Here is a 26,835-nt window from a genome sequence, read left to right as displayed (position 1 = left end):
GTGGTTGAACAAGCCAAAACCTGGGACAGAATCAATCTTTTTTTCAAGTGGTCAAATGGGGCTGTTTTTATGAGGCAATTTTATCTTGGACAGCTGTGATATCTAATAAACTTCACATTAGATAGTTTTTGCGAATAACTTGCAGAATGGTAAATTCAATACCTATACTTGAATTATACCCTTAGGCCCTTCGGCCTCGAGCGAGAAAGTACCAGAGCTGCATTGCAGCCCTGGTATATATATAGGAGTAACTATGGATATTTTTGAGTTTTCTATTCAGATGGAACATGATGCAGAAGAACTGTACAGAACCCTTGCCTCTAAAACAGAGCAGACGGGTATTAAAAAGATTTTTACAATGCTGGCTGATGATGAGGTGAAGCATGCACATGCTGTTGAGGTTCTGCAAAAGAAAATGGATACCTCTGCCGTTAAAGGATCAATGAAAGAAGTTCAGACCATTTTTGCTTCTTTGAAAAAAGAATCTGTAGACGGTATTTTGTCAAAAGACCTTCTTGTAGAGCTTCGAAGAGCCCTTGAAATTGAAAAGAAAGGAAAGGAGTTCTATGAGGAGCAGTTTTCCAAATTTGATACGGAGGCGGGGCGTAAACTTTTTAAGAGTCTTTCCAGGCAGGAAGAGTATCACTATATGACGGTAAACAATCTGATTGAGCTGGTAGAAAAGCCAGAGTGGTGGGTGGAGAATGCCGAGTTTACTCCTAAGGGTGATGATTACTATTGATGTTCCTTTCATTACATGTATCAATGGGGCTGTCTTATACTCTCATAAGATAGCCCCTTTTTATAACAGGAAAGATTCTGAAAGTTTCCAGAGCTTTTTCATCAAAGCCGGGTCACAGCTCCTTTTGTCTGGCTCCAGGGGCTGACTGTATTTGTAATAACAGCCGTTTTTTAAGCTGATATCCGGATTTGTGGCCAGATATACACTGGTGGAGGCCCCCTCATCAACGGATTGGCCTTTCCTCCTCCGGATGGACCAGACCAGTCTGGAGAGTCCTTTTGTCCCCTTTAATCCTATTTCTGTATTGACGAGTCCTGGATCGGCAATATAGGCATTGATCCCCTTTGCCGAATATAAACGGTTCAGTTCATTTGTCATCAGGACGTTAAAAAATTTGGATTGCCTATACGCCGCCAGGGAGGAATAGCGATGTTTCATCTGGGGATCTTTCCAGCGGAGGCGGGCATTAAAATGTGAACTGGACCCTACAGTAATGATGCGGCCGCCCTCCTTCAGGACAGGCAGGAGCAGCCGGGTCATCAGGAACACAGCAATATGGTTAACAGCAAACTGCCATTCCAGGGCATCTTCGGTTTCTTTGTAGGAGCTGGCAAATGATCCGGCATTGTTAATGAGGCAGTCGATCCCGGAAGAAGATATTTTAAGTATTTGATCAGCTGCCGTCCTGATCTCTCTCTGGGAGGAGAGGTCCGCCCGGACAAATTCTGCCTGTCCCTTATAAACTGCGGTTGCTGTTTTCTGAAGGCATTCATTGATTTTTTCTGCTGAACGTCCTATTCCAATGACCCTGTGCCCCTGGTTTATCAGGGAGAGGAGGGTCGCTTTTCCTATACCCGAGGTCGCTCCTGTGATGACTGTTGTTTTCATAGTTAAATGTAGCATGTTCTGGCTTTGGGGCTCCAGAACTGTTATTGCATGTATGGATATGGATGATTGACCATGGGAAGTAATGCTTGTAAAATAAACAGGAGTTCTCCTGGGGGGGAGTCATGAAATCCTATGTTTTTATATCCGGTGCCACCGGTGGTTTAGGCCGATCCTATGTTATCGACGCAGCCGGCAGGGGTTGGGATCTTTTTCTCAGTGATATTCCCGGATCTCCCTTAAAAGAATTGGCTTCCGAGGTTTCCACACGATTCAATGTGGATATTCAGTACCTGGAAGGAAGTTTTTTGAGTCAGGAAAAAAGAGATGACTTTTTTCTCCGCCTCAGGCAATCAGGCTTCCGCTTTCATTTTTTGATCAATGTGGCCGGGATTGAATATGAGACGCCCTTTAAGGATTTGGCCCTGAGTCAAATCCGGCAGATTATGAATGTGAATATGAACGGTACAGTGGAATTGACCTCAGTACTATTGAAGCAGAGATCGAAATCTGATGTTTTCAGGATTCTCACCGTCTCCAGTCTCTCCTATTTTTACCCCATGCCCTATAAGGCGGCCTATTCTGCAACAAAACGATTCTTATACCATTTTTTTACAGCGATCCGGGAAGAACTTCGGGATGAAAATGTGACTGTAACTCTCTTATGTCCCGCTGGAATGCCGACTAAACAGATTGTCAGAGACCGGATCAATGCCCAGGGATTCATGGGGAAAATCACTTCTGTGAATCCTGAATCTGTGGCTCATCAGAGCATCAACTGCACCCTCGCAGCTGTGGAAGAATATATTCCCGGCGTGATAAATCGTTTATTGCGTTTTGCAGGATCCTTCGTGAAGGAACCGGGACGAGCCAGGATATTGAAGAAAAGATGGGATAAAGCTTCTCATGAAACATCATATCAGGGTGTGAGCGAAAGCCTTCGATAGTTATGTCACTCAAGGTTTTGAAGCATTCCGCTGATTGTTCAGGTCTTCCTTTTTTCGGTGGCTAATATCTGGAGCAATCCCGATGAAGTGGGAGGGATAATCATCTTCAATCATCTTTTTAACTGAGATTAAATTGATAAGACCTATCGCAGGATTATTCATAAGCAGTAGTTTCCAATTCAGAATAAAAGTGATAACATACAGGAAGAATTTTATTCTGGAGGGAATAGTGAGAAAGCTTGTCATTATTTACTTTATTCTGATCAATCTGACAGGTTTCACCCTGGCTTTACTGGAAGGCTCTGATTTTCTGTCCGAAAGAGGGAAGTCTCTCAGCAGTTCATCCGAAATCCAGATAGCCACTGTTTCAGCTTTTGGAGGCGGCGGAGGTAGCTATATAGGGTATCTTGTTTCCGATCCTTCAGGGAATCTGGAAGACAGTGAGTTCAAAATGTACCTGCAGCTATTGATCCTGCAAAACATATTTGTCCTGTTTATCTCATTGAAGGCATTTAAAAAGAAAAAGAAGTCTGCTGATTACAACCGGTCCTCTCTTTCTTTAAAATAAACCTTTTTCGGTATTCCTTCTACTTCAATAAATGCTTTTCAAACTCGGAAGCATCCTCGGGTGTCCTCTTCTCTTATGCACCTGAAAGTTCTGTGCGACATTCGATCTTTTTTTCAACTTCTTTCTGATTTTTTATTCGGGAATGGTAAAAGAACACATCCATTTCTATTCTTCTCATCCGAGTTTTTTATTAATCCTGGTAAATTGATGCCTATATAGCTATATAGGGATGCTTATTTTTCAATACCCAAGCAGGGTGCTTTATGGTATAAATAAAACCAATTAAGTTTAAAACAATCAAGGGAGGGATTCTTTCTAAAGTATCCCTTCAGCCCGGTCTTTACGACTTGATACAGTTTATAGGAGAATCTATGTCTGAATTTGTAGTTCTGGGAGATGAAGCAGTCGCCCTGGGAGCCATACACGGAGGAGTTTCTTCCTGCTATGGATACCCGGGAACGCCTTCAACAGAAATAATGGAATACCTTCTGGATTACAGCAAAGAAAAGGGTGGTCCCTTTGCCAGCTGGTCCAGTAATGAAAAAACGGCTCTTGAAGAGGCTCTGGGAACCTCTTTCGCAGGAAAACGGGCCATTGTGACCATGAAGCATGTGGGACTCAATGTAGCCGCGGATGCCTTTATGAATGGAGCACTCCTGGATATACGGGGCGGTCTTGTTATCGTGGTCGCCGACGACCCGGGAATGCACTCTTCTCAGAACGAACAGGACACCCGATATTATGCCGATTTTGCCCGGGTTCCCCTCCTGGAACCTGTGAATCAGCAGCAGGCTTACGATATGACCAGAGAGGCCTTTGATCTTTCGGAAAAAATGGGTGTTCCCATTCTTCTACGCCTTGTTACCAGACTCTCCCATTCCAGGGCTGCCATACAATCATCCCCTATCCGGGAAGAAAATGCCCTGAATAAGGCGGATAATAAACAGGATTGGATGCTGCTGCCGGCTAATGCCCGCCGCCGCTGGGACAGCCTTCTGGGACGTCAGAAAGACATGATTGCCTATAGTGAAAACTCATCAGTCAATGCTCTTGTCATGAATGAGGCCAACAGGGAACGAGGTGTGATCACCACTGGTCTGGGCTATAACTACTATATGGAAAACAGAGGGGAATTGACGGATAATCCTTCCCATCTTCACATCGGAGTCTATCCTGTCCCGGAGGAGAAGATTAGAAAACTGGCGGCTCATGTCAAGGAACTGGTTATTCTTGAAGAAGGATACCCTTATGTGGAGCGTCTGATTGCGGGCCTTCTGCCCAGAGATCTGAAAATTACCGGGAAAATGCAAAATATAGTTCCCCTCCAGGGAGAACTGACGCCGGACAATGTCCGACCCGCCCTCGGTCTGCCTGTCAGAGACTCTTCAGTGGTCAGCTCCATGGATCTTCCGGGAAGGCCTCCTCAGCTCTGTGCCGGCTGTCCTCATGATGATACCTACAGGGTCATCAAGGAAGTTCAGGCTGAACTGGAAGAAAGCACGGTCACTTCCGACATCGGCTGCTATGCTCTGGGAGCTCTGCCTCCCCTGAGTGTGCCCGAAACCATTATCTGTATGGGAGCCTCCATCACGGCAGCCAAGGGATCTTCAGAGACGGGTCTTAAAAATGTCATGGCTGTGATCGGGGACAGTACTTTCCTTCATTCCGGGATGACCGGTCTGGTCGATTGTGTCTCCTCGGGGACGGATGTAACGATTATCATCGTGGACAATGAAACGACAGCCATGACCGGTGGGCAGACCACCATTCTGCCATCCAGCCGGCTGGAGCAGGTCGTGACGGGAATCATGGGCGATGGCGAACATGTAATAACCATTCCGGCCCATAGAAAATCCCATGAAGAAAACAAGGTGATTCTCAGGAAAGAACTGGCATATAAAGGTGTTTCTGTGATTATTGCTGTCAGAGAGTGCATAGAAACCGCTCGTAAAGCAAAGAAGAAGGGGAGCTGAAAACCATGAAATATGACATCATACTTGCCGGAGTCGGAGGGCAGGGTGTCCTGTCTCTGGCCTCTGTTATCGCCACCGCTGCCGCCAAGGCAGGGTTTAAGGTCCGTCAGTCCGAAGTCCACGGTATGGCCCAGAGAGGCGGAGCCGTCATGGCCCATATGCGTCTTGCCGACGGTGAAATCTTTTCTGATCTGATCGGTCAGGGAACTGCCGATATGGTTATCAGCATGGAGCCTCTTGAAAGCCTGCGCTATCTGCCCTGGCTCTCTCCGGAAGGCATTCTGGTCACATCCATTACCCCTGTAAAAAATATAAGCAATTACCCCGAAGAGTCACAGATCATGGAGGCATTGTCTGAACTTCCCTCAGTGCGCCTGGTGGATGATAAGGCTCTGGCTAAAGAAGCCGGTTCCTCCAGAGCGGGAAATATGGTTATCGTAGGAGCTGCCTCGGCGAATCTTCCTCTGGGGATGAAGCATCTGAAGGCTGCTGTAGACAGCCTTTTTTCCCGGAAAGGTGAGGCCGTAGTTCAGGCCAATTATAAGGCTCTTGATCTGGGGAGTCATATTTCATGATACAGAATCTTTACAAAGATGCAGAAGTTGAACGGCTGGATCGGGATGCCTTAAAGGCCCTGCAGCTTCTGCGGCTGAAAAAAACGGTCACCACCGCCCTGGTCACTCCTTTCTACAAGGAACGTCTGAAAAAGGTTGGTATCCATTCTGCCGAAGATATCAGGACTCTCGATGACATCAGGAAGATTCCCTATACCACCAAGGATGACTTGAGAGAAGCCTATCCCTATGGACTTCTGGCAGTGGATCAGGATGACATTGTCAGGATGCATGCTTCCAGCGGAACAACCGGTACTCCTACAGTCATCTACCATACCCAGAAAGATCTGGACAACTGGACGAATATGACCGTCCGATCTCTGAAAGCGACGGGCTGTCACAAAGGGGATGTCTTTCAGAACATGATGACCTATGGTTTGTTTACCGGCGGTATCGGGCTGCATTATGGTGCAGAAAAGCTGGGAATGCTGGTCATCCCCGCCTCCAGTGGAAACACGAAACGTCAGTTTCAACTGATGAAGGATTTTCAGACCACCACGGTTCACGCCACCCCCAGTTATCTCCTGCATCTGCATTCCAGGATGGAGGAGCTGGGATATTCTCTGAAGGATTTTAATCTGAAAAGAGCCCTCATCGGAGCGGAACCTCATTCAGAAGAAATCCGGAAGAAAATCGAAGAACTCTTTCAGATCGATGCCTATAACTCTTATGGTCTTTCCGAAATGAATGGACCCAGTGTCGCCTTTGAGTGTACCGAAAAGAAGGGCATGCACCTCTGGGAAGATGCCTATCTGATTGAAACCATCGACCGTCACAGCCTGGAGCCTGTAGAAGATGGAATTGAGGGTGAACTGGTTTTGACCATCCTGATCAGAACGGGGACTCCCATCCTCAGATATAGAACCAAGGATCTGACCAGAGTTATCCCCGAAGCCTGCCCCTGCGGAAGAACCAGCCGGAGAATCACCCGGATCAAGGGCCGGACGGATGATATGCTTATTATCAATGGTGTCAATGTGTTCCCTTCCCAGATCGAAGAAGTCATCATGAAGATGCCCGGGATAGGTACCAATTACCTTATCAAGGTCAGCAAAGAGGGCACTCTGGATCAACTGACCATCCAGACAGAGGTCGGGGCTGAGATGTTTACCGACAATGCTCAGGACCTTCACAATTTGAGAAGGCGCATAGTGGAAGATCTGCAGGCATCCATCACCATAAAAGCCCTGGTGGAGCTGCATGAACCCGGGTTTCTCCCTGTACAGCCGGGCAAGGCCATACGGGTCATCGATGATCGAGAGATTTATTAGGAAGCTGCAAAGCAGCTGGTCCCTAAAAAGATCGGCAAAGACAGATTTATTAGGCTAATATGATCGGCTAAGAGAGATTTATTAGATTTATGAGGACTGGCGCTAAGGGCCAGGTCGTTTAAGCAAGGAGGAAAGTTTTGATTTGGAATAAAAACGCGGAATGTGACAATGTGGATGACAGAAAGGTGCAGCAGCTCTATAACCTGAAAAAGCTGGTACGTCATGTGTATAATACCATTCCCTTTTACACCAGGAAATTTGATGAGCTTGGCGTTAAGCCCGATGACATTCAGTCCATGGCTGATATTGCCAAACTTCCTTTTACAACAAAGGATGACATGAGGGACACATATCCCTATGGACTTCTCGCAGTGGAAGAAAAAGAGATCGTCGAAATCCACACCTCCTCAGGAACAACGGGTACGCCTGTCCTGGGAGCCTACACCAAGAATGATATTGCCATGTGGTCGGAAGTCATGGCCCGTTGCCTCTGTATGGCTGGGGGAACCCCCGACGATGTGGTCCAGAATGCTTATGGGTACGGGATGTTTACCGGAGGTTTGGGTGTTCATTATGGTTCCCATACCCTGGGGTGCAACACCATCCCTGCCGCCTCGGGAAACACCAGACGCCAGCTTATGCTGATGCGGGATTTCAAATCTACCATCCTCACCTGTACCCCCTCCTATTCCCTTTATATGGCAGAGTCCGCCAAAGAGATGGGAATCGACTTTAAAGACCTTTCTCTCAAGGCCGGGATTTTCGGAGCCGAGCCATGGAGTGACAACATGAGAAAGGAGATAGAGGAAAAGCTCAATCTTCAGGCTTATGATATTTATGGTTTGACAGAGATCGTCGGCCCGGGAGTCTCCAACGAATGTGAAGCCCATAATGGTCTTCATGTGAACGAAGATCATTTCTATCCTGAGATCATTGATCCTGCTACGGGGGAAGTCCTTCCCGAAGGAGAGAAGGGGGAACTTGTCTTCACTACAATTACCAGAGAGGGAACTCCCATTATCCGCTACAGAACCCGGGATATCACCTGGCTCTGGCACGATGACTGTCCCTGCGGCAGAACAACCGTCAAGATGCATCGCCTCCTGGGCCGGACAGACGATATGCTCATCCTCAGGGGTGTGAATGTATTCCCCAGTCAGATAGAGAATGTCCTGATGCGCATCGAAGAGACGGAACCTCATTATCAGATTGTGGTTGACCGTGGAGATTCTCATCTGGATGAAGTGGAGCTTCATGTGGAAGTGGAACCCAGCTTTTTCGGCGATGAGACTAAATCTCTGGAAAGAATCAGGGAAAAAATTGCTCATGAAATCAAACAGGAGCTGGGAATCGCCGTTATCATTAAACTTGTGGAACCTAAAACCATTGCCCGATCAGAAGGCAAGGCCAAGAGAGTCATCGACAAGAGAACCCTGTAAGCCCTTAGGCCTTCACTGAGCAATCATCAGAGTGATGTTATTCACTCTGATAGTAGAAGACCTTTAGGCCTTCACGGAACAATCATCAGAGTGATGAACTTCACTCTGAAAATAGGAGTCATAACATGAAAATTAAACAGATTTCCGTATTCCTTGAAAATAAAAACGGCCGCCTGGCAGAAGTCACCAGAATCCTGGCCGAGGGAGACATCAGTCTCAGGGCTATGACCATAGCAGATACTGCCGATTTCGGCATTCTCAGAATCATTGCTGAACAGCCCGATAAGTGCCTGGATCTGCTGCAGAAGAACAACTTCACCGCCCGTGTGACCCAGGTGATCGGTGTGCGTCTGGACGACCGTCCCGGCGCCCTCCATGAAGTCATGCAGATCTTTGAGGAAAATGCGGTCAACATCGAGTACCTCTACTCGACACTGATGCTGATGGATGACAAAGTAGTCATTATGTTCAAAGTGGAAGACATCGACCACGGTCTGGATATCATCAAGAAGAACGGCATGGAGGCCATCACCGCATTTTGAATACCTACAACACTGTCAGGTCGGAGCATCTTAATCACCATGAATTCCTTTTTGGTGGCCAGATGCTCTTCTGGGTGGATGAATATGCCTGGCTGACGGCGGCCAGGGATTTTCCAGGGTACCGACTGGTCACCAGGGGGATGGACCGGATCAGCTTTGAAAAGGCCGTGATCAATGGTTCCATCCTTCGCTTTCATATTCTCCCGGTACATCAGGGGAGCAGCTCTATCACCTATCAGGTGGATGTCTATGGGGATGCTCCCGGAGCGGAAGAAGAGGTCCTTGTCTTTTCTAATAAGGTCACCTTTGTCAGTGTCGACTGCAATGGGTTGAAGAATCCTCTTCCCCGGCGGGATAAGCTTCGGTCTCAGGTCGAAGACTTTGATCCCACACCCGCCGGGCCCTACGGGGTGCAGGCGGCCAGCTGCCCTGATTCAGATGAAGAATTAAAATAAGGAATAAGCCATGATTAAAACAGAAATCTGTGCCGGGATCTGCGGGTTCAACACGACCATCCGAGGCACAAGCGAGGATGGGCAGAATGCAGTCCTGGAGATACAGTCTGACTGTCCTGATATCAGGGCCATGGCGGAGTCACTGAAGGAAACAGATGCCTATGCCGCCTGTTTTGGTCCAATGACAGAGTCTCCTGTCTACAAGCTGGCTTCGGAGCACTGTTCTCATGCGGCCTGTCCCGTTCCTTCGGGGATCATAAAGACTCTGGAAGCAGCCTGCAATCTGGCCCTTCCGGCAGATGTCACCATCAAAATCACAAAGGAATAATCTCTTCCGGCCCTGAATCCAGCGGGTTGTTCCCTTTAGAATTCTCTGATTGTCACGACAGTGGAGCTGGGCTATACTGCCTGGCATGAGCCGATACAAAGTCGTAATAACTGATAATCTTTTTGATGACTGTCAGCAGGAAGAAGATGTTTTTAAAAACCAGAATGTAGACCTGGAGATTTACAGGCAGCTCAATCGCCCCCAACTGCTTCAAAAAGTCCGAACCGCCGATGCCCTTCTTGTTAATATGGTGAATATAGACCGCGGATTTATTCAGTCTCTGCAGCATTGCCGGATCATATCCCGCTATGGTATCGGTTTTGATAATGTGGATATTCAGGCTGCCGCAGAGAAAGGCATCCCTGTAGGCATCATTCCCGGATACTGCACTACAGAAGTCGCCGAACATGCTGCGGCCATGCTGTTAAGTGCTGCCAGGAGGATTCCCCAGCGGCATGAGCTGGTCCGAAAAGGGCATTGGCGGGATTCCCTTGGTCACTCCCTGTTCAGGATCAGAGGCTCAGTACTGGGCATTCTGGGGTATGGAAAAACCGGTAGAGCCATACATGAGCAGCTGCAAGGCTTCGGATTCAGCCGCATCCTTGTGCATTCAAGGGGACTGGTTCCGGGAAGCAGGCTGGATAATGGTGCAGAGGCTGTGTCCCTGGATACATTGCTTCATGTCTCTGATTATTTGACTGTGCATCTTCCATTGACTGAGGAAACACGTCATATGCTGAATGAGAAACGACTCTTTTCGATGAAAACCGGCTCTGTTTTAATCAATACAGCCCGGGGTGGTGTCCTGGATGAGAAGGCACTTTTCTCGGCACTGACAAAGGGGCCTCTCAGAGCCGCGGCTCTGGATGTTCTGGAAACAGAGCCCCCCCTTCCGGAGAATCCGCTTTTAACACTGGATAATGTGGTCATTACGGATCATGAGGCTTATTATAGCGAGCAGTCTGTTGTCGATTTGAAAAGAAAAACGGCAGAGAATGTTCTTTCCGTCCTGAAAACAGGAAAGCCTGTTTTTGCGGTCAGTGATCTGACAGAGTAGTCCTCCCATCAGCCTCCTCCCCAGTTTTCATCCCGGAATAAACAGTATGGAAACTTCTTCTCCTGTTGCATTCTGATTCTTTTGGAAATTCAGAGGGTCGGGAATGGGTTCCCCGTCTACCAGGAAATAGTAGGCATAGCGTCCTGGTTTGATTGACAGCTCGGTGCTGTACAGGCCAGGCTCTTTTTCTCTCAACGCTGTCATATAGGGGTCCCAACGGTTAAAATCACCGGCCAGGTAAACCCGTTTTCCAGGACTTGTCTGGATATAAAATTCTACGATTCCCCCTTCTTCTTTCAATACGGGGCTGAGTTTTCTGACTCTCTGATCAGGGGGAAAGGTCAGTCTGGAGAGATATAGTCCGTTTCTATCCCGGACACTGTTGGGGTTTTCCGGATCTTCTATCCAAATACCGTCTATAATGATCCTGTAATCTATGATCTCTTCGCTGGGAAGAGGAAGGATGAGGAAGTAGATGCCATGCTCATTCTTCTGATAACTGTGAACCAACTGATAGTTTTCCGTTGAAAAGGCTGCACCGACAAACCGGGCTTGACGGTTGGGTTTGCTGGTCATAATAAGATAATTCCTCCAGACCTCTGGAGGACCGGCCTCGGTGATGCCGGTGATCTTGAGGTGGAGATTTATATCGGTGACCTCAAAAGCCTGTATCAATGTTGCTGAGATCAGAAAAATTAATAGTATAAGTTTGTTTTTCATCATGCCTTTCCTATGGTATGATTTTCGGAGGAACTGTACCCCGAGTTTAGCGGGGGTGAAAAAACTTTTGTCCTCGCCTGGATCTGCCGAAATATGTTAATAAGAAGTACTTATGCCTACACGGGAAGATATAGACAGTTTTAAACAGAAAATTAATCTCTGGGGTAACGAAGCAGCTGTGCTGGAAACTTTGGGTGAAACCATAGAAGACGTACTGCCGCCGGAACCCTCACTCGAAGAATCTTTGAATATGGGTGAGCTGGATCAGGATGATCTCTCCATGGATGACTTTCTCAGCCAGGCAGGCCTGGATGCAGATGAGCCCGCAGAGGACCTGGAAGAGTCTTTAGGTCTTGATGATCTGCTGGATAGCCCAGTTCCGGAAGCAGAACTTCCTGGTACAGATGATTTTTCAATCCCTGGAGATCTGAATGATTTCGGGGATCTTGGTTTTGACGATATTCCCTCTACCGAAGATGTCTCTGAAGATAAAAGTCTGGATTCTCTGGATGCTATGATAGCAGCCAACGAGGGAGTGGATGAGAGTGCTCCCGTAGAGGATGAAATACCCGGACTGGATGATGTTTCCATGGATGATGAAATACCCGGGCTGGATGAAAATGCTCCCGTAGAGGATGAGCTTCCCGGGCTTGATGATTTATCTATGGATGATGAGCTTCCCAGTCTGGATGACCTATCAGCCGGAGATGATCTGGATGACCTGGGAAGTGATGATGACGACCTGGAAGAACTGGATGAACTAGGGGGCGAGGAAGAAGGATTTGATCTGGATGCTCCTGGTGAAGAATTTGATCTGTCCTCCCCGGATGAAGAGATCCCTGAACTGGACGACCTTGAAGACATGTCTCTCGATATGGATGAAGATGAAGAAGCCGCACAATTCTCGTTGGGCGACTTTGGTGAAGATTTCAATTTTCAGGAAGGTATCAGTTTTGATGACGATATGGATGCCTCTCTCGATAGTCTGGATACTCTGGATGATACATTCCTTATGGATGATTCCGAGGATTTGGAAATCGAAGAGGATGATGTATTTGAAATATCTGAGGAAAACCTTGATGCTCTTCAGGGATGTCTTAGCCGACTCCCGCTTAACCTTAAGATCTCTATCCAGGATGTTCTAGCCGGAGCGGATGATCTGACAGGTGTCCGCTATCGTAAATTGGTCTCCATGCTTATCAAAGGCAGTGCCCCCCGGCTGATCAGCACCGAATTCTTTAATATTACGGGAAAAAGGATTGAACTCCCCAAGGGGTATCAAAAACTCACCGGCCGAGAATTTGAACTGAAGCAAACAGGGTTTTTGTATCAGTTTGCCGAGAAAGGTTGGCCCTTTGTCCGCATGGTGGCTGTCATTCTGGTCCTATTGGGAATGACTGTCTATCTCAGTTTTCATTTTCTCTACCGCCCCTTGCAGGCACATATCTATTACACACAAGGACTGGATCTCATCGAGCAGGATGAATATTCAGAAGGATTCGCTCTTTTTAATAAGGCCTTCTTCGGTTGGGGCCTTGGAAAGCTTACGATTCAAGGGTGGCCTTCCAAAAACCGATTTCTGGATTATGCGGATGCCTATCGGATGCGTCGAGCCTTTCCATACGCCGTCCAAATGTATGAAGGCCTACTGGGAGAGTACCCTGAATTTCTCCGTGGTTATCTTGAGTACGGACTGTTCCTGACGAACAAAACAGGAGAATATGCCCGATCCGCAGAAATCCTTTCTATGGGTCTGAACCGGGATCTTTACAATTATGATTTGATGCTGGCTTTGGGTGATAATTACATGCTCTGGTCAGAAGAAGACCCGGACAAGCTGGAAGATGCCCGATTTCAGTATGCCACAGCCCTGGCCCATTATGACGGCAATGATGAAATCATGCTCAGGATGCTTCGTTATTTTTTGAGAATTCAGGATGATAGTAACATCTCAATCCTGAGTAATATTTATTCCAAAAAGTCGGGAATTAAGGGTGATCCCGCCTTCACTGCCTTAACACTGTCTGATCTGGGTGGCTATTATATTGACCGCAATCAAGTCAGTGAGGCAAAGGATTTCCTCTTTAAGGCAGAAGAAATTGATGTCTCTGTACCGGATGTACACTATCAGTTGGCCCGATATTTCAGACGGACCTATAATATGGATCAGGAAAAAAAAGCTCTTCAGAAGGCTTTATTTTATATGGATCAGGCTCAGCCCTTGAGCCGGTCCCGCATCTTCAAGAACGTCGGTATTTACCGCAGGCGGGGTGAGATCAATTATGAAGAGGGACTGTATGATAACGCCGAAGAAGAATTTGAGGCTGGCATCAGATTGTTGGAAGACAGTCAGCTGAGAGGTCTCATCGGCACTAACTCTGAGATAGGAGAGTTGTATGCAGACATGGGAAATCTCCACTACACCGTTTATGATGACCTGACGGGAGCATTGAATTATTTCAACAAGGCCGAAAAGAACCAGTATCATACGGGAGATATTTCCTATCGAAAAGGTTATATCTACTACGATCAGAAACAGTATGATCAGGCTGTTCTGGAGTTTGAATCCGCACTTAAAGATATGAAAAAGACCAGAAATACCAGGTTTGCCCTGGCGAATACTCTTGTTTACCGGCATAATTTTTTCGGCGCCAGGAACCAGTATATGGAAATCCTGAGAGATCTCAAGCGTGAGGAAAGCTCTCTTCCCTATCTGGCTCCTGAGGATATTATTGAACACCGTTCTTTAGTGAATCACTTCATCCGAGTGTACAACAATCTGGCCTATGTGGATTATTCTCTGGCAGAGAGAGGATCAGACCAGGTCAAGCAGAGTCAGGCTCTTCTTTCATTGACCAGAGCAGCCGATTATGCTGACCGGATTGACCGTGATCCGGAGACTATGGTCAGAAGTCGTCCAGAAGACAGCCTTGTCTTTCAGAATACCATGGCCATGATCAAGCCTCTACCAGAGAGCGATGTCTATCTTTATGATGAAATCACCCGGACTCCCGAAGAACTACTGAGCCGCTGAAATCAGGACTTGACTGGAACCATCCAGTTAAATCTATCTTCCAGTACTCCATACTGAATACCTTTAAGCTCTTTCTGCATGGATAGGGAAAGCTCACCGGGTTTTCCATTCCCAAAGACAGTCTTTTTCCCTTCATGGGTCAAAGAAGTAATGGGAGTGAGCCCTGCGGCCGTTCCTGTGACAAAACACTCGGCACCATCTGCCAGGACTTCTTCCAGAGGGAGTTTTCTTTCTGCAACACTCACCGCTCTGTCCCGGGCCAACTGAATAAGACTCTTTCTCGTGATTCCAGGCAGGATGGTATCACCCAGTTCCGGAGTCACCAGAGTTCCGTTTTTCAAAAGACAGAAGAAGTTACACGACGAGCCTTCTTCGATGTATTTATGTTCCATAGCATCCAGGAAGATTGCTTCCATAAAACCATCCTGAAGTGCCTTGCTTTTGGCGAGGCAGGGAATGACATAGTTGGCGTCACATTTTATCCAACCCGTTCCCTTGGGAGTCGCCCGTGACATATCCGTTGTGACTGCATCAAAATTGTCACCGGAAAAATAGGCTGAAACAGGGGTATTGATCACAACAAGCCAGGGGTTTTTGGAAAGACTGACTCCAATGCCCGGCTCGGACCAGCTAAAGGGTCTGATATAGACAGATCCGGCACTCATGAAGGAGTCTTTTTCCCATAGAGGATCGTATTTGACGGTAAATCCCAGTTCGGCATTACGGGAGGGGGTTCCCAGAATAGCCTGGGTGCAGAGATCTTCGTCTACGCCGGGCATGCCCAGTCCAGCCATGGAACGGGCCATCCGGGCTGAGTTCTCCCCGGGGCGGAATACTTTCAGGCCTCCCTCTTTCTGGGGAAAGGCTTTGACACCTTCAAAACAACCCAGACCGTACTGACTGGTGTAATTCACCAGGGGGAGATCTGGGAAGGAATTCCTTCTATCAAGCAAGGCGTTCCGTTCGGTTTGGCTTAAGGCGGCTTCTCCTTCAGGACTCAGATGTTCCTGTTCGATAAAGTCTCCCGACCAGCTCTCATTAAATTTTCCCACATAGACCCATGGATATATGGATAAGGTAAAGGCCATGTTCCCGCTCCTCTGTACAATTTCAGGTTTTTAACCATATTATAATGTAATATAAGAATAGTCGAGCAGGATGGACTTTGTTTTTAATACAGTTCAGCCGGTTGTATTCCACGGAGGTTTTCCCAATGGTAGATCATGTCATTATTATGGCTGGAGGAGCAGGTAAGAGGCTTTGGCCCGCCTCTAACAACAGCAAACCTAAACAGTTTATGACTGTCCAGGGTAAGGATTCCCTCTTTCTGGGAACCATAAAAAGGGCCGCTTCATTGAATATCAAGGGAAAAATTCTTGTGGTCACTCATAAAGATCATGTCGATGCTGCCCTGGAAGACAGCCGTCATCTACCCGGAGACATAAGAAAAAAGCTTATTCTTCTGGCCGAACCGGAAGCCCGGAATACCGGACCAGCCCTGGCTTATGCCGGAGCCTGGTTGAAAGAAAAGACAGGAAACAAAGAGGCCCAGGTTCTTGTTCTGGCGGCAGACCACCTCATCCAGGATGTGGATCAATTTGCCCGTGATGTGGATGATGCTTCGATTCTGGCGGCTCTGGATAATCTTGTGGTCTTCGGCATCAAGCCGGACTTTCCCTCCACAGGGTACGGCTACATCGAAGCCGGTGAAGAGACCGGTCCGGGATTCAAGGTTGTATCCTTTAAGGAAAAACCAGATCAGACCAGAGCCGAAGAATTCCTGAAGGCCGGGAATTATCTGTGGAACTCGGGAATGTTCACTTATAAAATATCGCTGTTTGAACAGGAACTGCTGGCGGGGAGTCCTGATATGCTGAAGCCATTTCTGCCAGCTCTTCATTGTCCTGCCTCCACTGCTGAAAATGATGTGACAGTGGTCATGCCTGATGATGAACTCACTCTTCTCTACGCCTCACTTCCCCGGGAATCCGTAGACTATGCCCTCATGGAGAAAAGCAGCCGCATCGCCATGGTCCGCTCGGGATTTGACTGGAATGACGTCGGCAGCTGGGATGTTATTGCCGATCTGAATCCTCCCTCGGAAGTTCCTGTATTCTCAGGGGGAAATGACAGTAATTTTGTCTACTCTGATATCCCTGTCGCTCTCTGCGGTGTGGAAGACCTTATTGTGGTGATAAAGAACGGCAAAGCTCTTATTTGTAAAAAGGGAGAATCCCAGCTCGTCAAGGATGCCGCCGAAGCACTGTCAACCTAGGTTTGTTTTAATTATCAACTGGGTCCGGTTCCGAACCCGGGTTTTCTCAAAAATATTGAAGACATGCCTCTTCACAGTGTTTTCTGTTATTTCCAGTTTCAGAGCAAGTTGTTTGTTCGTTAAACCTTTGACCATCAGCTTAAGAACCTGGCATTCCCTTTCGGTCAGATTAAAGGTTTTCAGAAAATTCTGGAATTTTTCATTCCCCTCTTCCAGATTGGGCCGGAAATGCCGGGAGCGCAGCAGCTGCAGATGGCTGGACAGTGCCGGAGCAAGGAGCTGCATCAGGTTGATTTCATGGTCACCATAAGGCTCTGACAGGTAGGGACGGACTTGTCCCAGGAATCCTATCAACTCACCGTCCTCTTGAAACGGACAGTATAGGCAATCTCCGGCGGGCCTCAATCTCTGGGCTTCCTTATAGAACCAATTGTTTGAGTATACTGGATTCTTCAACAGCTCAAAGAGATGGACAATCTGGTGTGGATTTTCGGACAGCTTCTGCAGGATGAAATCATGATCAATCAGGGATTCTCTATAGGCTTGATCAAAATCCGGAGGATTATTCGCCACAAGAATCATCGTGGAGTTGACCGCTCCGGGAAGCAGCACGATAGCATGGTATTGGCTTTTCATAATTTGACTGAGTTTGTAAGAAAAAAACTCAAGATGATCATGGAGTGAAGTCAAAGGATCAGGAGGACTGATCAATTCACGTATAATTTCCTGGGATGCGTCATCCAGCAGCAGTTCCATCTTTTGTCCATTTCATCCTATTGTGTACCTTACTTTAAGCCTTTTTAGTTTAATTTAAAAAAAAATGCCTGTATAGGTAAAAACTACAACTTTAGTTGTATTCACAACGGGAGAACAGGGGATTATTATAGTATATGAGCTTATTAAAAAAGTATAGAATCAGGGACAGGGTATGAACAATGGAGAAGATCCCCTTGATAGGGCAATCCACCTGCATAAGCATGGGTTTAACAGTGCCCAGTCTATCCTGGGTGCGTATCATAATCAGCTGGGGATCGACGCGAAGACGGCCATGAATCTTGCTGCCGGTTTCGGGGCCGGTATCGGTACCATGCAGAAAACCTGCGGGGCTCTAACGGGTGCACTCATGGTGCTGGGTTGCCGGTATTATGACAGTGATTCCGTTTTTGAAAGCAAACAGATTCTGTTTGAGAAGTCACAGAATATCCTGCTCTCCTTTCACAGGAAATTTGGCAGTACTGATTGCATCTCTCTTCTCAAGATAGATTTTCATAAAGCCGGAGGGCTTCAGAAAGCCCGGGAACAGCACCTGTTTGATACTCATTGCCAGAGCTATATCCGGGAAATCTGCCGGCTTCTGAATGAAACCGGGCTTTGATTTCTAAGGACTTTAAGCCTGGATAAGCGCTATTATTTCATCAGGATTGAGGAGTTTTCCTGTGCTGATGACTTTGCCGTCAAGAACGAGGGCAGGAGTCGACAGCACCTGGTAGGCCATGATCTGCTTCATGTCTTCCACTTTGACAATTTCTGCATCCAATCCGGCAGTTTTTACCGCTTCTCTCGTGTTTTTTTCAAGGACTTTGCAACGGGCACATCCCGAACCTAATACTTCAATTTTCATCTTTGTCTCCTATATTTCTGGTTTTGGTTTTTTACCAATGTTTTTATTAGTGTCTTTATTTGCTACCAGTTTTTTATTGGCTACCAAGGCTCCGCAGGGAGCCTTGGTGGTTTTCCTGCTCAGGGCCGAAGGGTGTAACACAGCCTCGGTGTCTTTTTCGCTCAGGGCCTAAGGGCCTTGGTAATTTTCCCGTTTAGGCCTAAGTGCCTAATAAATGGTGTTAAAAATCCATCCTGCCGAGGTAAAAAATACCAGCAGCATTAAGAAAAAGATCAATAGCAGCCGTGGTTTCATCACCTGCTTCAGCATCATGAATTCGGGAAAGCTGGCTGCTACGGTGCTCATCATAAAGGCCAGGGTCGTCCCGACGGGCAATCCCTTGGCCAGGAGTGTTTCTGCTACTGGTACTATCGCCGTGGCCGAAGAATACAAGGGTATTCCTAAGAGAACGGCTCCCGGCAGAGCCCACCAGTTCCCTTTGCCCAGATTGTCTGTGATAAACGTTTCAGGCACAAAGCCATGAAGGGCTGCTCCCAGCCCTACACCAATGAAAATCCACTTCCAGACCCTGGCGACAATCGTTTTTACCTCATCCCTGGCAAAATCATGCCTGTTCCTGAGGGTCAATTTCTTTGATTGTTCCTCTGCCTCTTCGGTCTGCATGGTCCTGGCCTGCTGTCCCAGGGGTGTGAGGTATTTTTCGGCCCCGATGGCATCGATAAAAAAGCCGCCTAGAATCCCTGCTGTCATGCCGGTTATCACATAGAGCATCATGAATTTGAGGCCCAGAATGGAGCCTAAAAGAATCAGTGCCACTTCGTTGATCATGGGGGAGGTTATCAAAAAGGCCATGGTGATTCCCAGAGGAATCCTGGCCGATGTAAATCCCAGGAAGAGGGGGATACTCGAGCAGGAGCAAAAGGGGGTTATCCCGCCGAAGAGGGAAGCCAGAAAATAGGCGACTCCTCTGTGTTTTCCCTGCAGGTAGTTTCTAATTCTCTCTGTATCTATCCCGGCACGGACCAGAGCAATCAGATAAATCATAATAAAAAGGAGGACGAAAATTTTAGTCGTATCTTCAATGAAAAAATGAATTGAAGATGCCAGAGAACCCTTCTCCATATTAAAAACTGAATAGGTCAGAAAATCTGCCAGTATTGTAAAGATCTGCATCCCTTCTCCTTGATACAATTAGATGTTTAGCTAAATGTATCAGTATGGCATTGATTAGGCAAGACCTTTCTGATATTTTTGAATTATGAAAGTACTGGTGAATCAATTGAAAGCCATGGGCGAAGCCAATCGCTTCAGGATCTGCATGATGCTCCTGGAGAAGCCATTGTGTGTCTGCCAACTCCTCTCTGGTCTGGATATAGCCGGTGGAACCCTCTCCAATCATCTGAAAATTCTCAAGAGTGCCGGCTTGGTGGAACAGAGGAAAGATGGTAAATGGATCGAGTATTTCATAGCAGATTCCCGGGCGGAAGACTTCATTAGGAGTGCTGGCTCCTATCTGTCTGATTCGGCTCTTATTGTCGAAGATCGAAGAAGAATTTCCTGTTCCAACAGAGAAAGCTGTTCCACTATATAATGGACCCGGGCAGAAGATCAGTTTTTATATTACCCAGTGATTTGTAAATATTGTACTTGAGGCTGTCTTTACCCTGGCTCATCATTTCCACCAGGGCCGCAGCTTCCTTCCGGCGGGTCTGTCCTTCATAAGGACAGTGTTTTGCCGGAATTTTCCATTCCATTTCACAGACAAAGTCCTTTATATGATGTTCCTGTATCAGGCACAGAGGCCGTATCATTTTCAGCTTGACTGTGTAATCCAGCCGGGGAGGCATCGCTGCCAGTTCACCCTGCCAGGTCATGTTCATAAGAAGAGTCTGGAGCAGGTCATCCATATGATGACCCAGGGCTATGGTTTCATACTGGTTTTCCTGTGCGAATGTAAGCAGGGCTTCCCGTCGTTTTCGGGCGCAAAGGAAGCAGTTGAAGTCCTGGCCGTGCCGGAGATGACTCTTTAGCTCTCTCGTTAAAATCGTATAGGGGATTCCCCACTCCTCCATCAGTGAGGTGAGGGCCGGAGCCAGGGGGGGAGGGTGGACTTCCGAGGAAACATGAAGGGCATGAACTGTAAAAGGGATGGGAAAAGACCGGGACATCCGGCTCAGAAGCCAGCACAAAAGCAATGAGTCCTTACCGCCCGAGAGGGCAATCAGGACTCTATCATTCTTATTTATCAGCTCATATTCCATTATGGCTCTGGTCACTCTTTTAGAGAGAAGGCCCTTTTTACTCTTTGACATGATTCATCCGAGTATACAGCCCCGCTGCGGGTGGGGCAAGTCTTCCTTATGCCGTGGAAACCATAACGGAACCAGCCCCAACTATCAGCACTCCGGCGGCACTCCTGATCAGGATCTCCTCTTACCTTCACTGAAGACTTCATTGGCCATGTACTATTTTATCGGGAATTGACATTTCCCAAGCCGGAAACTTGTATCTGATTTTCCCTTAAGGACCCTTGATATTCCACGGAACCAAGTCCGCTTATGCTCCCGCTTAAAATGCCTCCCCCCATATTCAGAAGGACTTCGCCGGCCCCGCTTAAGTTGACTTTCGCATTTGTACTCAAACAATCGGTCAGATCCAGCTGTCCTGCTCCGGTGCAATTGAGAGTTAAATTTTCATAGGAAGAATCAAAGCCCCGAATTCTTCCGGCACCAGCAAGATTGATCAGAAGGGATTCTCCTGAAAATCCGTCAAAACTCATGTCGACTCCGCCGGCAATATAAAGGGCCTCTAAATCTGGCAGGATGAGGCTTATTTTAAATGTATCCTTCAAAAGGTTCTGACGGTTGAGGTTCTTTATTATCAACTTCTTTCCGGTCTGACTGATTTCCACTTTATCCAGAAGGTTAGCAGGGCCGGTTACTTTGATCGCATATTCAGATCCTTCTGTAATCTTAATCTCCCATGCTCCGGAAAAATCCAGAGAGTTGAAAGTCTTCATAGGGTATGAGAGGGTCTCGGGATCTTCCATAATCAGGGCTCCTTCTTTAATATATTCATTGCCTATCTTCAGGTTCAGGTAAATGCGGGAGCCTACAATGGTGACACATAAAATAAGAAGGATCGCCAATAGGACAGATCCAAGAACTTTTGTACTACTCTTCATGGTGTTCCTCCTGTTTCAGGAATTCTTTATAACCTTGGGTCAGCTCTTTCATATCGATATCCAGTAATTTTATTAATTTATAAAATTCAGGAAGGGTATGATTCATAAAATCTTCCTTTTTCATTGCTTTTACCTCTTTTTCCGCCTCGGGAGTCACAAAATATCCAATGCCTCTTCTGTTATAAATGACTGATTTGTCCTGAAGGTGGGCATAGGCTCTCATGACCGTGTTCGGGTTTACCTCCAGCTGTACCGCCATTTCCCTGACCGAAGGAATTCTGTCTTCCTTTTGCCATATCCCCTTGAGGATGTTGTCTGAAAAATGATCGGCGATCTGGATGTAAATGGATTTTTTCTCTTTAAACTCCATCTTTGACCTCAATTTCCCTCATCCTGAGCCAGGATACAAACCAGAAAAAAGGAGCCAATAATCCAAAGTACACAATCTTCATCGTTGTGATGACCAGCGGGTTCAGGCGGTTGAAATTCTCTATCAGAATTTGTCCTCCTTCCATAAAGAAGCCGGCATTTCCATTAGTGGCTTCCCTGATGGGTCCCCAATATGTGAGGAGAGCAATGGTTCCCCCAGTCAGGGTCATCCCTATTTGCAAAACATTGATTGTCAGAACTGTTTTGACAAAATTGTATTTACGGAACCAGACGGCTCCCAGAAAGAAGATGGATTGGACAATCAGATAGTGACCGATGTTGACCCATAACCAGGATTGGGCCGGATTGAACAGGGGGACTGACCGCTTGAAGAAGATCAGGTAGATCAGGCTGTTCAGGCATGTCGCCAGGAAAAATCCGGCCAATAAGGCTAGAATGTAAAAGACTGTTGTGAGCAGAAGCTTCTGAAGAAATTTTTCCAGAGGAGAGGCCGGTGTCATCAGCCAGTTGTGGATCAGATTGACCGAATGGGCTTCTTTGAAGGATAGACTCGTAAATATCAGCCCTCCCAACCAGAGGAGTGGCAGAAACAAACCCTGATGAACCTCAGAACTGGCTTCTCCCGGGCTGGATACAAGTAAAAGGAACAATATGACTCCGACTACCGCCGCCGCTGTGATCAGAAGAGCCTTATATCCCTGAATCAGGTCTTTTTTAAAGAGAAGGAAAAATCTATAGAGGTTGAAATGATTCTCCAGGGTCATGATATACCTCCTTTGTTAATAACCAGATTGAACAGAAATTCAAGATCCATGGTCTTTCCTTCTTCTGTCGGGCCTTCCTTAACCACCGAATATCCACCCAGCACTTTTTCCCAATACAGCGCCTCTCCCGGGAGGGGTTCATTTTCCTGGAGAACCAGATGGTAATTGTTCAGGATCTGTTCCATAGATTTGTTCAGGATGATTTTCCCCTTATCCACGATGATGATGGGATCAATCAGCATTTCCATATCCCTGACCTGATGGGTGGAGATGATCATAGCCTGAGTCTCCAGATCCATGCTGGCTGCCACCTGGCGAAACTGACTCTTTGAGGGAATATCTAATCCATTGGTGGGTTCGTCTAAGAGAAGCAGAGGGCAGCGGGTGGCCATGGCAAAGGAGATGAGGAATTTTTTCTTTTGCCCGTATGACAGGGTGTTCAGATTTTTTCTTCCAGGGACTTCAAACAGTTTTAGGGCCCTGTCAAAGGACTCCTTGTCGAAGTCCGGATAAAAGGGGGAATTGAGGCTGACATATCTATCTCCTTTGATTTCGGGGACCTGTATGTCTTCGGGGAGGTAATAAACCTTGGAGAGGAGGGAGGGGCTTCTTCGGGTTGGATCTTCTCCCATCGTTCTGCAACTTCCGCTGTGGGGGTAAAGCTGGCCGGAGATGATCTTGAGCAGCGTTGATTTTCCGGCACCGTTTTTTCCCAGAAGTCCGTATAGTCCGGGGCCTATGTTCAGATTCAGTTCATTAAACAGGGGTTCTTTTCCGTAGCGGAAAATTAGATTCTCAATCTTTATGGCAGGGATCATTTGTGGGTTCTCCTTACACTACCAAAGCTCGTTTAGAGCTTTGGTGAATTAAGTTGTCGAGGTCGAAGGGTGTACTAATAAAGTAATACACTAAGACTGTAGTTGTGTTTGAACCCTTTGTCAAGATCCAAAAAGAAAAAAACTTGAATTATTTCCCCAATAGGGTATTTTTAGGTATGAGTACAAAAGCATTAGTTTTCTTTTCCAGGAATGGAAGTACAAAATTGGCCGCTACCATACTGGCCGCGCGTGTGGATGCAGAGTTGATTGAACTGAAAGAAAAAAAACCGGTCAAAGGCTTTTTACGTTCCGGCTATTTGGCGCTCAAGGCCAAGTCGACCCCCCTGGCGGATGCTCCCTGGGAAAAATGTGCCGACAAGGATATCTTGATTCTGGGAACACCCATCTGGGCCGCCCATGGTACACCCGCCATGAATGCCTTTTTAGATGGGGTAGATCTGCAGGGTAAAAAGGTCTACATCTTTACCCTCCAGGCAGATCCCGAGAAGAGAGATTCTAAAGCTGTCTTTCAATATCTATCAAAGAGGATTGAAGAGGCAGGCGGCAGTATTGGTGGAACCCTTGCCCTGCAGGGAGCCCGTCCTGGCAAGACTGGGTCAGCTGATCATTTTAAGAGTCTTGAGAGCTGGGATATCATCTGATGAAAATTTTTTAAAAAAAGATTGATTCTATGCGTAGAAACGGTTATAATCCTCTTATTCACTAAATCATAAATCAAGAAAAGGATAAAACCATGGGGTATTTTAAAATCAATCCTGATGAAAAAGGAAATTTTGGTGCATACGGCGGATCGTTCATTCCACCCGATCTGCAGATAGAAATGGAGAAGATTACTGACGCCTATTTCTCGATCAGTAAATCACATGATTTCATAACCGAATTAAGATCCATCAGAAAGCATTTTCAGGGGAGACCTACCCCTGTGTATTATGCTAAGTCCCTGTCTGAAAAGTACGGTGGCCGTATCTACCTGAAGAGAGAAGACCTGAATCATACAGGGGCTCACAAACTCAATCACTGTATGGGTGAAGCTCTCCTTGCCAAGTATCTCGGTAAAAAGAAGCTTATTGCAGAAACGGGTGCCGGTCAGCATGGAGTGGCTCTGGCAACTGCTGCTGCCTACTTCGGACTGGAATGTGAGATTCATATGGGCGAAGTGGATATAGTCAAAGAACATCCCAATGTCGTCAGAATGAAGATTCTCGGGGCCAAGGTTATTCCTGTCTCTTTTGGCCTGAAGACCCTCAAAGAAGCGGTGGATTCAGCCTTCGGAGCCTATATGCAGGACCCCATCACCAGTATCTACTGTATTGGTTCGGTCGTCGGTCCTCATCCTTTCCCCATGATGGTTCGCGATTTCCAACGAGTTGTCGGGATTGAAGCCAAAGAACAGTTTTTTGATATGACCGGAGAGCAACCAGACAATCTGGTTGCCTGTGTGGGGGGCGGCAGTAATGCCATGGGTCTTTTCTCGGCCTACATCGAAGATGAGTGTCAAATCTATGGTGTTGAACCTGCGGGGCGTTCGCTGAATCTGGGTGACCATGCGGCTACAATGACTCTGGGAAAACCCGGTATGATCCATGGATTCAAGTGTTATACCCTTCAGGATGAAAAGGGTGAACCCGCACCAGTTTATTCCATTGCCAGCGGCTTGGATTACCCCGGTGTCGGTCCTGAACATTCCATGCTCAAAGATATGGGACGGGTGAATTATGTTACAGCCGACGATAAGGAAACTCTGGATTCATTCTTTGAGCTGAGTCAGCTTGAAGGGATTATTCCCGCACTTGAAAGTGCCCATGCCACAGCCTTTGCCTGCAAGCTGGCACTGCAGAAACCAAGACAATCCATCCTGGTAAACCTGAGCGGCAGGGGAGACAAGGACATCGATTTTGTAATGGACAATTATGGCAAAGAATACGGTATAGAGTAGTTAAAATTTTTATTGATGCAGGGGGAGCTCCAGTGGGGGGTCCCTTTTTTTTTGAAAATTGGCAATAATCAGGGATCTAAAATCTTCAATAGCAACAGTAAATAAATGATTGTGTCATATAGACACATGGACTCTTTACACTGAAGAAAAACCAAATTATATTGTGCACACTTTTAACTAACGGGAAAATTTAATGATAGATATCTTTCGTATCGCCTGCATTATACTGCTTTTAAGAATTGGGCAGGACACCTTGTTTCTTGCTAAAATTGATGCCTTCAATAGAGGTAATAAATACTACTCCATGGGAATCAATTTCTTTGAGGCCATGTATGGAATCACTGTCATCAAGATAATTCTGGATCTAATGCAAACCAGTCTCTGGTATGTTCTGATTTATGGCACAGGATCTATCCTGGGTGGTCTTCTCAGTTCTACGATTAAAAAAAAGCTGGACCACAGGCTTCAGGGAGAAAGGCAGTACTTTGTCCGTATCTCACTGGAGAGCGATATAGATCGGTCCGATTTGGTTCAGATTCTATCGGACCGAGGATTTTCCTTTACCCTGGCCAAACGGGAATATTTAACGGGTGAAACAAAACTAGTCATCGAGGGCTCTCTGGATAACCGGAGCCGCATGTTGGAATTGAAGGAGATTTTGAGAGGCAGGCCTGGTAAACATGTCACAATTTTCAAAGCCGATGAAGTATACCTCCTCAAATAATGTACTCTTATAGGATGGTGGGCTTGTCGGAGCTATGCGATGCGAAACGGCATGTAAGGAATGTCAGTCCTCTTGTGTTTTGGTCGCATATATTTCCTTGAGGATAATAATACCTAAAGGGTGTATGAGAAGACCTTCAATTAAGAATCTTTAAAATAAACTGTTGATGGATTTTATTGAAAATTAAATATTTAAAAGTTAAAAAAAAAGACAAGCAATTTCCTGAAAAGAGATGTCCAGGAATATTGTGTTTGAAAGAAATAATCCTTTTAATATCTGACTACTTAAATTAGAAACATTAGTAAGTTGAACAATCATAGTGATGGAGCCTCATAGAAGTTCCATCCTATTAAAAGGATTCGTATAAATTTTTATTTATATATGAAGAATTAAACTCTTCTTACATTTACAGCACAGGGACCTTTGGGTCCTGAACCGATTTCAAATTCTACTTTATCACCTTCGTTGATGTTTCCCTGGACTTCATTCTTGTGAACAAACATGTCCTCTCCGCTTTCCTGCTCGAT

Annotated in this window: 30 protein-coding genes; 18 read left to right on the top strand and 12 right to left on the bottom strand. The window is 46.5% G+C overall.

Going from position 1 to position 26,835, the window contains the following annotated elements; all coding sequences use genetic code 11:
• Window positions 1-253 precede the first annotated feature (253 nt).
• Window positions 254-742: a ferritin family protein gene (locus tag PF479_RS19370; protein WP_298010339.1), complete on the top strand. Its 489-nt coding sequence runs from the start codon at window positions 254-256 to the stop codon at window positions 740-742.
• A gap of 60 nt (window positions 743-802) precedes the next feature.
• Here the strand turns inward: PF479_RS19370 and PF479_RS19365 are convergent, their stop codons facing one another.
• Window positions 803-1,645 (bottom strand): SDR family NAD(P)-dependent oxidoreductase, encoded by an 843-nt coding sequence (locus PF479_RS19365; RefSeq protein WP_298010337.1) that lies wholly within the window; start codon window positions 1,643-1,645, stop codon window positions 803-805.
• Between the two features lie 107 nt (window positions 1,646-1,752).
• On the opposite strand from PF479_RS19365, the gene PF479_RS19360 reads away from it, so the two are divergent.
• The 10 genes from PF479_RS19360 to PF479_RS19315 all read left to right on the top strand — a co-directional run bounded on the left by PF479_RS19360 (window position 1,753) and on the right by PF479_RS19315 (window position 10,821).
• On the top strand, window positions 1,753-2,574 hold the full coding sequence (locus PF479_RS19360; protein WP_298010335.1) for an SDR family oxidoreductase: 822 nt from the start codon (window positions 1,753-1,755) through the stop codon (window positions 2,572-2,574).
• Window positions 2,575-2,803: 229 nt separating this feature from the next.
• Window positions 2,804-3,142, top strand: coding sequence for a hypothetical protein (locus PF479_RS19355; protein WP_298010332.1), 339 nt, complete (start codon window positions 2,804-2,806; stop codon window positions 3,140-3,142).
• Window positions 3,143-3,513: 371 nt separating this feature from the next.
• Entirely contained in the window at window positions 3,514-5,115 is a 1,602-nt protein-coding gene (locus tag PF479_RS19350; RefSeq protein WP_298010329.1) for a thiamine pyrophosphate-dependent enzyme, read from the top strand.
• A gap of 5 nt (window positions 5,116-5,120) precedes the next feature.
• On the top strand, window positions 5,121-5,690 hold the full coding sequence (locus tag PF479_RS19345) for an indolepyruvate oxidoreductase subunit beta (protein WP_298010326.1): 570 nt from the start codon (window positions 5,121-5,123) through the stop codon (window positions 5,688-5,690).
• The gene (locus PF479_RS19340; protein WP_298010323.1) at window positions 5,687-7,000 is read left to right on the top strand and encodes a phenylacetate--CoA ligase family protein; all 1,314 of its coding nucleotides are present in this window, start codon (window positions 5,687-5,689) and stop codon (window positions 6,998-7,000) included. The genes PF479_RS19345 and PF479_RS19340 overlap by 4 nt, the downstream gene beginning before the upstream one ends.
• 137 nt (window positions 7,001-7,137) lie before the next feature.
• The gene (locus PF479_RS19335; protein ID WP_298010320.1) at window positions 7,138-8,439 is read left to right on the top strand and encodes a phenylacetate--CoA ligase family protein; all 1,302 of its coding nucleotides are present in this window, start codon (window positions 7,138-7,140) and stop codon (window positions 8,437-8,439) included.
• Between the two features lie 125 nt (window positions 8,440-8,564).
• Window positions 8,565-8,981, top strand: coding sequence for an amino acid-binding protein (locus tag PF479_RS19330; RefSeq protein ID WP_298010317.1), 417 nt, complete (start codon window positions 8,565-8,567; stop codon window positions 8,979-8,981).
• Window positions 8,978-9,436, top strand: a complete 459-nt coding sequence (locus PF479_RS19325; RefSeq protein ID WP_298010315.1) for an acyl-CoA thioesterase — start codon at window positions 8,978-8,980, stop codon at window positions 9,434-9,436. The genes PF479_RS19330 and PF479_RS19325 overlap by 4 nt, the downstream gene beginning before the upstream one ends.
• A gap of 10 nt (window positions 9,437-9,446) precedes the next feature.
• Window positions 9,447-9,764 carry a hypothetical protein gene (locus tag PF479_RS19320; RefSeq protein WP_298010312.1) on the top strand — a complete coding sequence of 106 codons (318 nt, stop codon included), beginning with the start codon at window positions 9,447-9,449 and terminating at the stop codon, window positions 9,762-9,764.
• An 85-nt stretch (window positions 9,765-9,849) separates the two neighbouring features.
• Entirely contained in the window at window positions 9,850-10,821 is a 972-nt protein-coding gene (locus PF479_RS19315; RefSeq protein WP_298010309.1) for a C-terminal binding protein, read from the top strand.
• A gap of 27 nt (window positions 10,822-10,848) precedes the next feature.
• Here PF479_RS19315 and PF479_RS19310 read toward each other — a convergent pair whose 3' ends face one another.
• Window positions 10,849-11,544 carry a hypothetical protein gene (locus PF479_RS19310; RefSeq protein WP_298010307.1) on the bottom strand — a complete coding sequence of 232 codons (696 nt, stop codon included), beginning with the start codon at window positions 11,542-11,544 and terminating at the stop codon, window positions 10,849-10,851.
• Window positions 11,545-11,653: 109 nt separating this feature from the next.
• On the opposite strand from PF479_RS19310, the gene PF479_RS19305 reads away from it, so the two are divergent.
• The gene (locus tag PF479_RS19305; protein WP_298010305.1) at window positions 11,654-14,575 is read left to right on the top strand and encodes a hypothetical protein; all 2,922 of its coding nucleotides are present in this window, start codon (window positions 11,654-11,656) and stop codon (window positions 14,573-14,575) included.
• Window positions 14,576-14,577: 2 nt separating this feature from the next.
• Here PF479_RS19305 and PF479_RS19300 read toward each other — a convergent pair whose 3' ends face one another.
• The gene (locus PF479_RS19300) at window positions 14,578-15,663 is read right to left on the bottom strand and encodes an aminotransferase class IV (RefSeq protein WP_298010303.1); all 1,086 of its coding nucleotides are present in this window, start codon (window positions 15,661-15,663) and stop codon (window positions 14,578-14,580) included.
• 125 nt (window positions 15,664-15,788) lie between these two features.
• Between PF479_RS19300 and PF479_RS19295 the strand changes: the two genes are divergently transcribed.
• A complete protein-coding gene (locus tag PF479_RS19295) occupies window positions 15,789-16,850 on the top strand; it encodes a mannose-1-phosphate guanylyltransferase (protein ID WP_298010300.1) in 1,062 nt (353 codons plus the stop codon).
• On the opposite strand, the gene PF479_RS19290 is transcribed toward PF479_RS19295, so the two are convergent.
• On the bottom strand, window positions 16,842-17,606 hold the full coding sequence (locus PF479_RS19290; protein ID WP_298010295.1) for a LuxR family transcriptional regulator: 765 nt from the start codon (window positions 17,604-17,606) through the stop codon (window positions 16,842-16,844). The two genes, PF479_RS19295 and PF479_RS19290, sit on opposite strands and share 9 nt — an antisense overlap.
• A 172-nt stretch (window positions 17,607-17,778) precedes the next feature.
• On the opposite strand from PF479_RS19290, the gene PF479_RS19285 reads away from it, so the two are divergent.
• The gene (locus tag PF479_RS19285; RefSeq protein WP_298010292.1) at window positions 17,779-18,225 is read left to right on the top strand and encodes a C-GCAxxG-C-C family protein; all 447 of its coding nucleotides are present in this window, start codon (window positions 17,779-17,781) and stop codon (window positions 18,223-18,225) included.
• Between the two features lie 12 nt (window positions 18,226-18,237).
• Here the strand turns inward: PF479_RS19285 and PF479_RS19280 are convergent, their stop codons facing one another.
• Complete coding sequence (locus PF479_RS19280) at window positions 18,238-18,471, bottom strand: thioredoxin family protein (protein WP_298010289.1); 234 nt, start codon at window positions 18,469-18,471, stop codon at window positions 18,238-18,240.
• A gap of 207 nt (window positions 18,472-18,678) precedes the next feature.
• Window positions 18,679-19,644: a permease gene (locus PF479_RS19275; RefSeq protein ID WP_298010286.1), complete on the bottom strand. Its 966-nt coding sequence runs from the start codon at window positions 19,642-19,644 to the stop codon at window positions 18,679-18,681.
• A 97-nt stretch (window positions 19,645-19,741) separates the two neighbouring features.
• Between PF479_RS19275 and PF479_RS19270 the strand changes: the two genes are divergently transcribed.
• The gene (locus tag PF479_RS19270) at window positions 19,742-20,062 is read left to right on the top strand and encodes a helix-turn-helix transcriptional regulator (protein ID WP_298010284.1); all 321 of its coding nucleotides are present in this window, start codon (window positions 19,742-19,744) and stop codon (window positions 20,060-20,062) included.
• Here PF479_RS19270 and PF479_RS19265 read toward each other — a convergent pair.
• The 5 genes from PF479_RS19265 to PF479_RS19245 form a co-directional block, all read right to left on the bottom strand.
• Complete coding sequence (locus tag PF479_RS19265; RefSeq protein ID WP_298010281.1) at window positions 20,055-20,783, bottom strand: ATP-binding protein; 729 nt, start codon at window positions 20,781-20,783, stop codon at window positions 20,055-20,057. The two genes, PF479_RS19270 and PF479_RS19265, sit on opposite strands and share 8 nt — an antisense overlap.
• A gap of 158 nt (window positions 20,784-20,941) precedes the next feature.
• Window positions 20,942-21,655 (bottom strand): DUF2807 domain-containing protein, encoded by a 714-nt coding sequence (locus PF479_RS19260; RefSeq protein WP_298010279.1) that lies wholly within the window; start codon window positions 21,653-21,655, stop codon window positions 20,942-20,944.
• Window positions 21,645-22,025 (bottom strand): GntR family transcriptional regulator, encoded by a 381-nt coding sequence (locus tag PF479_RS19255; RefSeq protein ID WP_298010276.1) that lies wholly within the window; start codon window positions 22,023-22,025, stop codon window positions 21,645-21,647. The genes PF479_RS19260 and PF479_RS19255 overlap by 11 nt, the downstream gene beginning before the upstream one ends.
• Window positions 22,015-22,809: a hypothetical protein gene (locus PF479_RS19250; RefSeq protein WP_298010274.1), complete on the bottom strand. Its 795-nt coding sequence runs from the start codon at window positions 22,807-22,809 to the stop codon at window positions 22,015-22,017. The genes PF479_RS19255 and PF479_RS19250 overlap by 11 nt, the downstream gene beginning before the upstream one ends.
• Complete coding sequence (locus PF479_RS19245; protein WP_298010271.1) at window positions 22,806-23,627, bottom strand: ATP-binding cassette domain-containing protein; 822 nt, start codon at window positions 23,625-23,627, stop codon at window positions 22,806-22,808. The genes PF479_RS19250 and PF479_RS19245 overlap by 4 nt, the downstream gene beginning before the upstream one ends.
• A gap of 176 nt (window positions 23,628-23,803) precedes the next feature.
• Here PF479_RS19245 and PF479_RS19240 point away from each other — a divergent pair, with 176 nt between their 5' ends.
• The 3 genes from PF479_RS19240 to PF479_RS19230 all read left to right on the top strand — a co-directional run bounded on the left by PF479_RS19240 (window position 23,804) and on the right by PF479_RS19230 (window position 26,308).
• Window positions 23,804-24,289: an NAD(P)H-dependent oxidoreductase gene (locus PF479_RS19240; protein WP_298010268.1), complete on the top strand. Its 486-nt coding sequence runs from the start codon at window positions 23,804-23,806 to the stop codon at window positions 24,287-24,289.
• A 92-nt stretch (window positions 24,290-24,381) separates the two neighbouring features.
• A complete protein-coding gene (trpB, locus tag PF479_RS19235; protein WP_298010265.1) occupies window positions 24,382-25,584 on the top strand; it encodes a tryptophan synthase subunit beta in 1,203 nt (400 codons plus the stop codon).
• 193 nt (window positions 25,585-25,777) lie between these two features.
• Window positions 25,778-26,308: a hypothetical protein gene (locus PF479_RS19230; protein ID WP_298010262.1), complete on the top strand. Its 531-nt coding sequence runs from the start codon at window positions 25,778-25,780 to the stop codon at window positions 26,306-26,308.
• 389 nt (window positions 26,309-26,697) lie between these two features.
• On the opposite strand, the gene PF479_RS20885 is transcribed toward PF479_RS19230, so the two are convergent.
• Window positions 26,698-26,835, bottom strand: coding sequence for a cold-shock protein (locus PF479_RS20885; RefSeq protein ID WP_367277266.1), 138 nt, complete (start codon window positions 26,833-26,835; stop codon window positions 26,698-26,700).

This window comes from Oceanispirochaeta sp., assembly GCF_027859075.1.
GTDB lineage: Bacteria > Spirochaetota > Spirochaetia > DSM-2461 > DSM-2461 > Oceanispirochaeta.
This window is presented reverse-complemented; position numbering and strand designations above follow the sequence as displayed.

Excerpts from the sequence above, each read along its gene's own strand:
- PF479_RS19320 (WP_298010312.1), top strand. The coding sequence starts at position 9,447 with ATGATTAAAACAGAAATCTGTGCCGGGATCTGCGGGTTCAACACGACC.
- trpB (WP_298010265.1), top strand. The coding sequence starts at position 24,382 with ATGGGGTATTTTAAAATCAATCCTGATGAAAAAGGAAATTTTGGTGCA.
- PF479_RS19260 (WP_298010279.1), bottom strand. The coding sequence starts at position 21,655 with ATGAAGAGTAGTACAAAAGTTCTTGGATCTGTCCTATTGGCGATCCTT.
- PF479_RS19305 (WP_298010305.1), top strand. The coding sequence starts at position 11,654 with ATGCCTACACGGGAAGATATAGACAGTTTTAAACAGAAAATTAATCTC.
- PF479_RS19310 (WP_298010307.1), bottom strand. The coding sequence starts at position 11,544 with ATGATGAAAAACAAACTTATACTATTAATTTTTCTGATCTCAGCAACA.
- PF479_RS19280 (WP_298010289.1), bottom strand. The coding sequence starts at position 18,471 with ATGAAAATTGAAGTATTAGGTTCGGGATGTGCCCGTTGCAAAGTCCTT.
- PF479_RS19290 (WP_298010295.1), bottom strand. The coding sequence starts at position 17,606 with ATGGAACTGCTGCTGGATGACGCATCCCAGGAAATTATACGTGAATTG.
- PF479_RS19360 (WP_298010335.1), top strand. The coding sequence starts at position 1,753 with ATGAAATCCTATGTTTTTATATCCGGTGCCACCGGTGGTTTAGGCCGA.
- PF479_RS19300 (WP_298010303.1), bottom strand. The coding sequence starts at position 15,663 with ATGGCCTTTACCTTATCCATATATCCATGGGTCTATGTGGGAAAATTT.
- PF479_RS19370 (WP_298010339.1), top strand. The coding sequence starts at position 254 with ATGGATATTTTTGAGTTTTCTATTCAGATGGAACATGATGCAGAAGAA.
- PF479_RS19285 (WP_298010292.1), top strand. The coding sequence starts at position 17,779 with ATGAACAATGGAGAAGATCCCCTTGATAGGGCAATCCACCTGCATAAG.
- PF479_RS19295 (WP_298010300.1), top strand. The coding sequence starts at position 15,789 with ATGGTAGATCATGTCATTATTATGGCTGGAGGAGCAGGTAAGAGGCTT.
- PF479_RS19315 (WP_298010309.1), top strand. The coding sequence starts at position 9,850 with ATGAGCCGATACAAAGTCGTAATAACTGATAATCTTTTTGATGACTGT.
- PF479_RS19250 (WP_298010274.1), bottom strand. The coding sequence starts at position 22,809 with ATGACCCTGGAGAATCATTTCAACCTCTATAGATTTTTCCTTCTCTTT.
- PF479_RS19345 (WP_298010326.1), top strand. The coding sequence starts at position 5,121 with ATGAAATATGACATCATACTTGCCGGAGTCGGAGGGCAGGGTGTCCTG.
- PF479_RS19340 (WP_298010323.1), top strand. The coding sequence starts at position 5,687 with ATGATACAGAATCTTTACAAAGATGCAGAAGTTGAACGGCTGGATCGG.
- PF479_RS19245 (WP_298010271.1), bottom strand. The coding sequence starts at position 23,627 with ATGATCCCTGCCATAAAGATTGAGAATCTAATTTTCCGCTACGGAAAA.
- PF479_RS19265 (WP_298010281.1), bottom strand. The coding sequence starts at position 20,783 with ATGTCAAAGAGTAAAAAGGGCCTTCTCTCTAAAAGAGTGACCAGAGCC.
- PF479_RS19330 (WP_298010317.1), top strand. The coding sequence starts at position 8,565 with ATGAAAATTAAACAGATTTCCGTATTCCTTGAAAATAAAAACGGCCGC.
- PF479_RS19240 (WP_298010268.1), top strand. The coding sequence starts at position 23,804 with ATGAGTACAAAAGCATTAGTTTTCTTTTCCAGGAATGGAAGTACAAAA.
- PF479_RS19255 (WP_298010276.1), bottom strand. The coding sequence starts at position 22,025 with ATGGAGTTTAAAGAGAAAAAATCCATTTACATCCAGATCGCCGATCAT.
- PF479_RS19275 (WP_298010286.1), bottom strand. The coding sequence starts at position 19,644 with ATGCAGATCTTTACAATACTGGCAGATTTTCTGACCTATTCAGTTTTT.
- PF479_RS19230 (WP_298010262.1), top strand. The coding sequence starts at position 25,778 with ATGATAGATATCTTTCGTATCGCCTGCATTATACTGCTTTTAAGAATT.
- PF479_RS19365 (WP_298010337.1), bottom strand. The coding sequence starts at position 1,645 with ATGCTACATTTAACTATGAAAACAACAGTCATCACAGGAGCGACCTCG.
- PF479_RS19350 (WP_298010329.1), top strand. The coding sequence starts at position 3,514 with ATGTCTGAATTTGTAGTTCTGGGAGATGAAGCAGTCGCCCTGGGAGCC.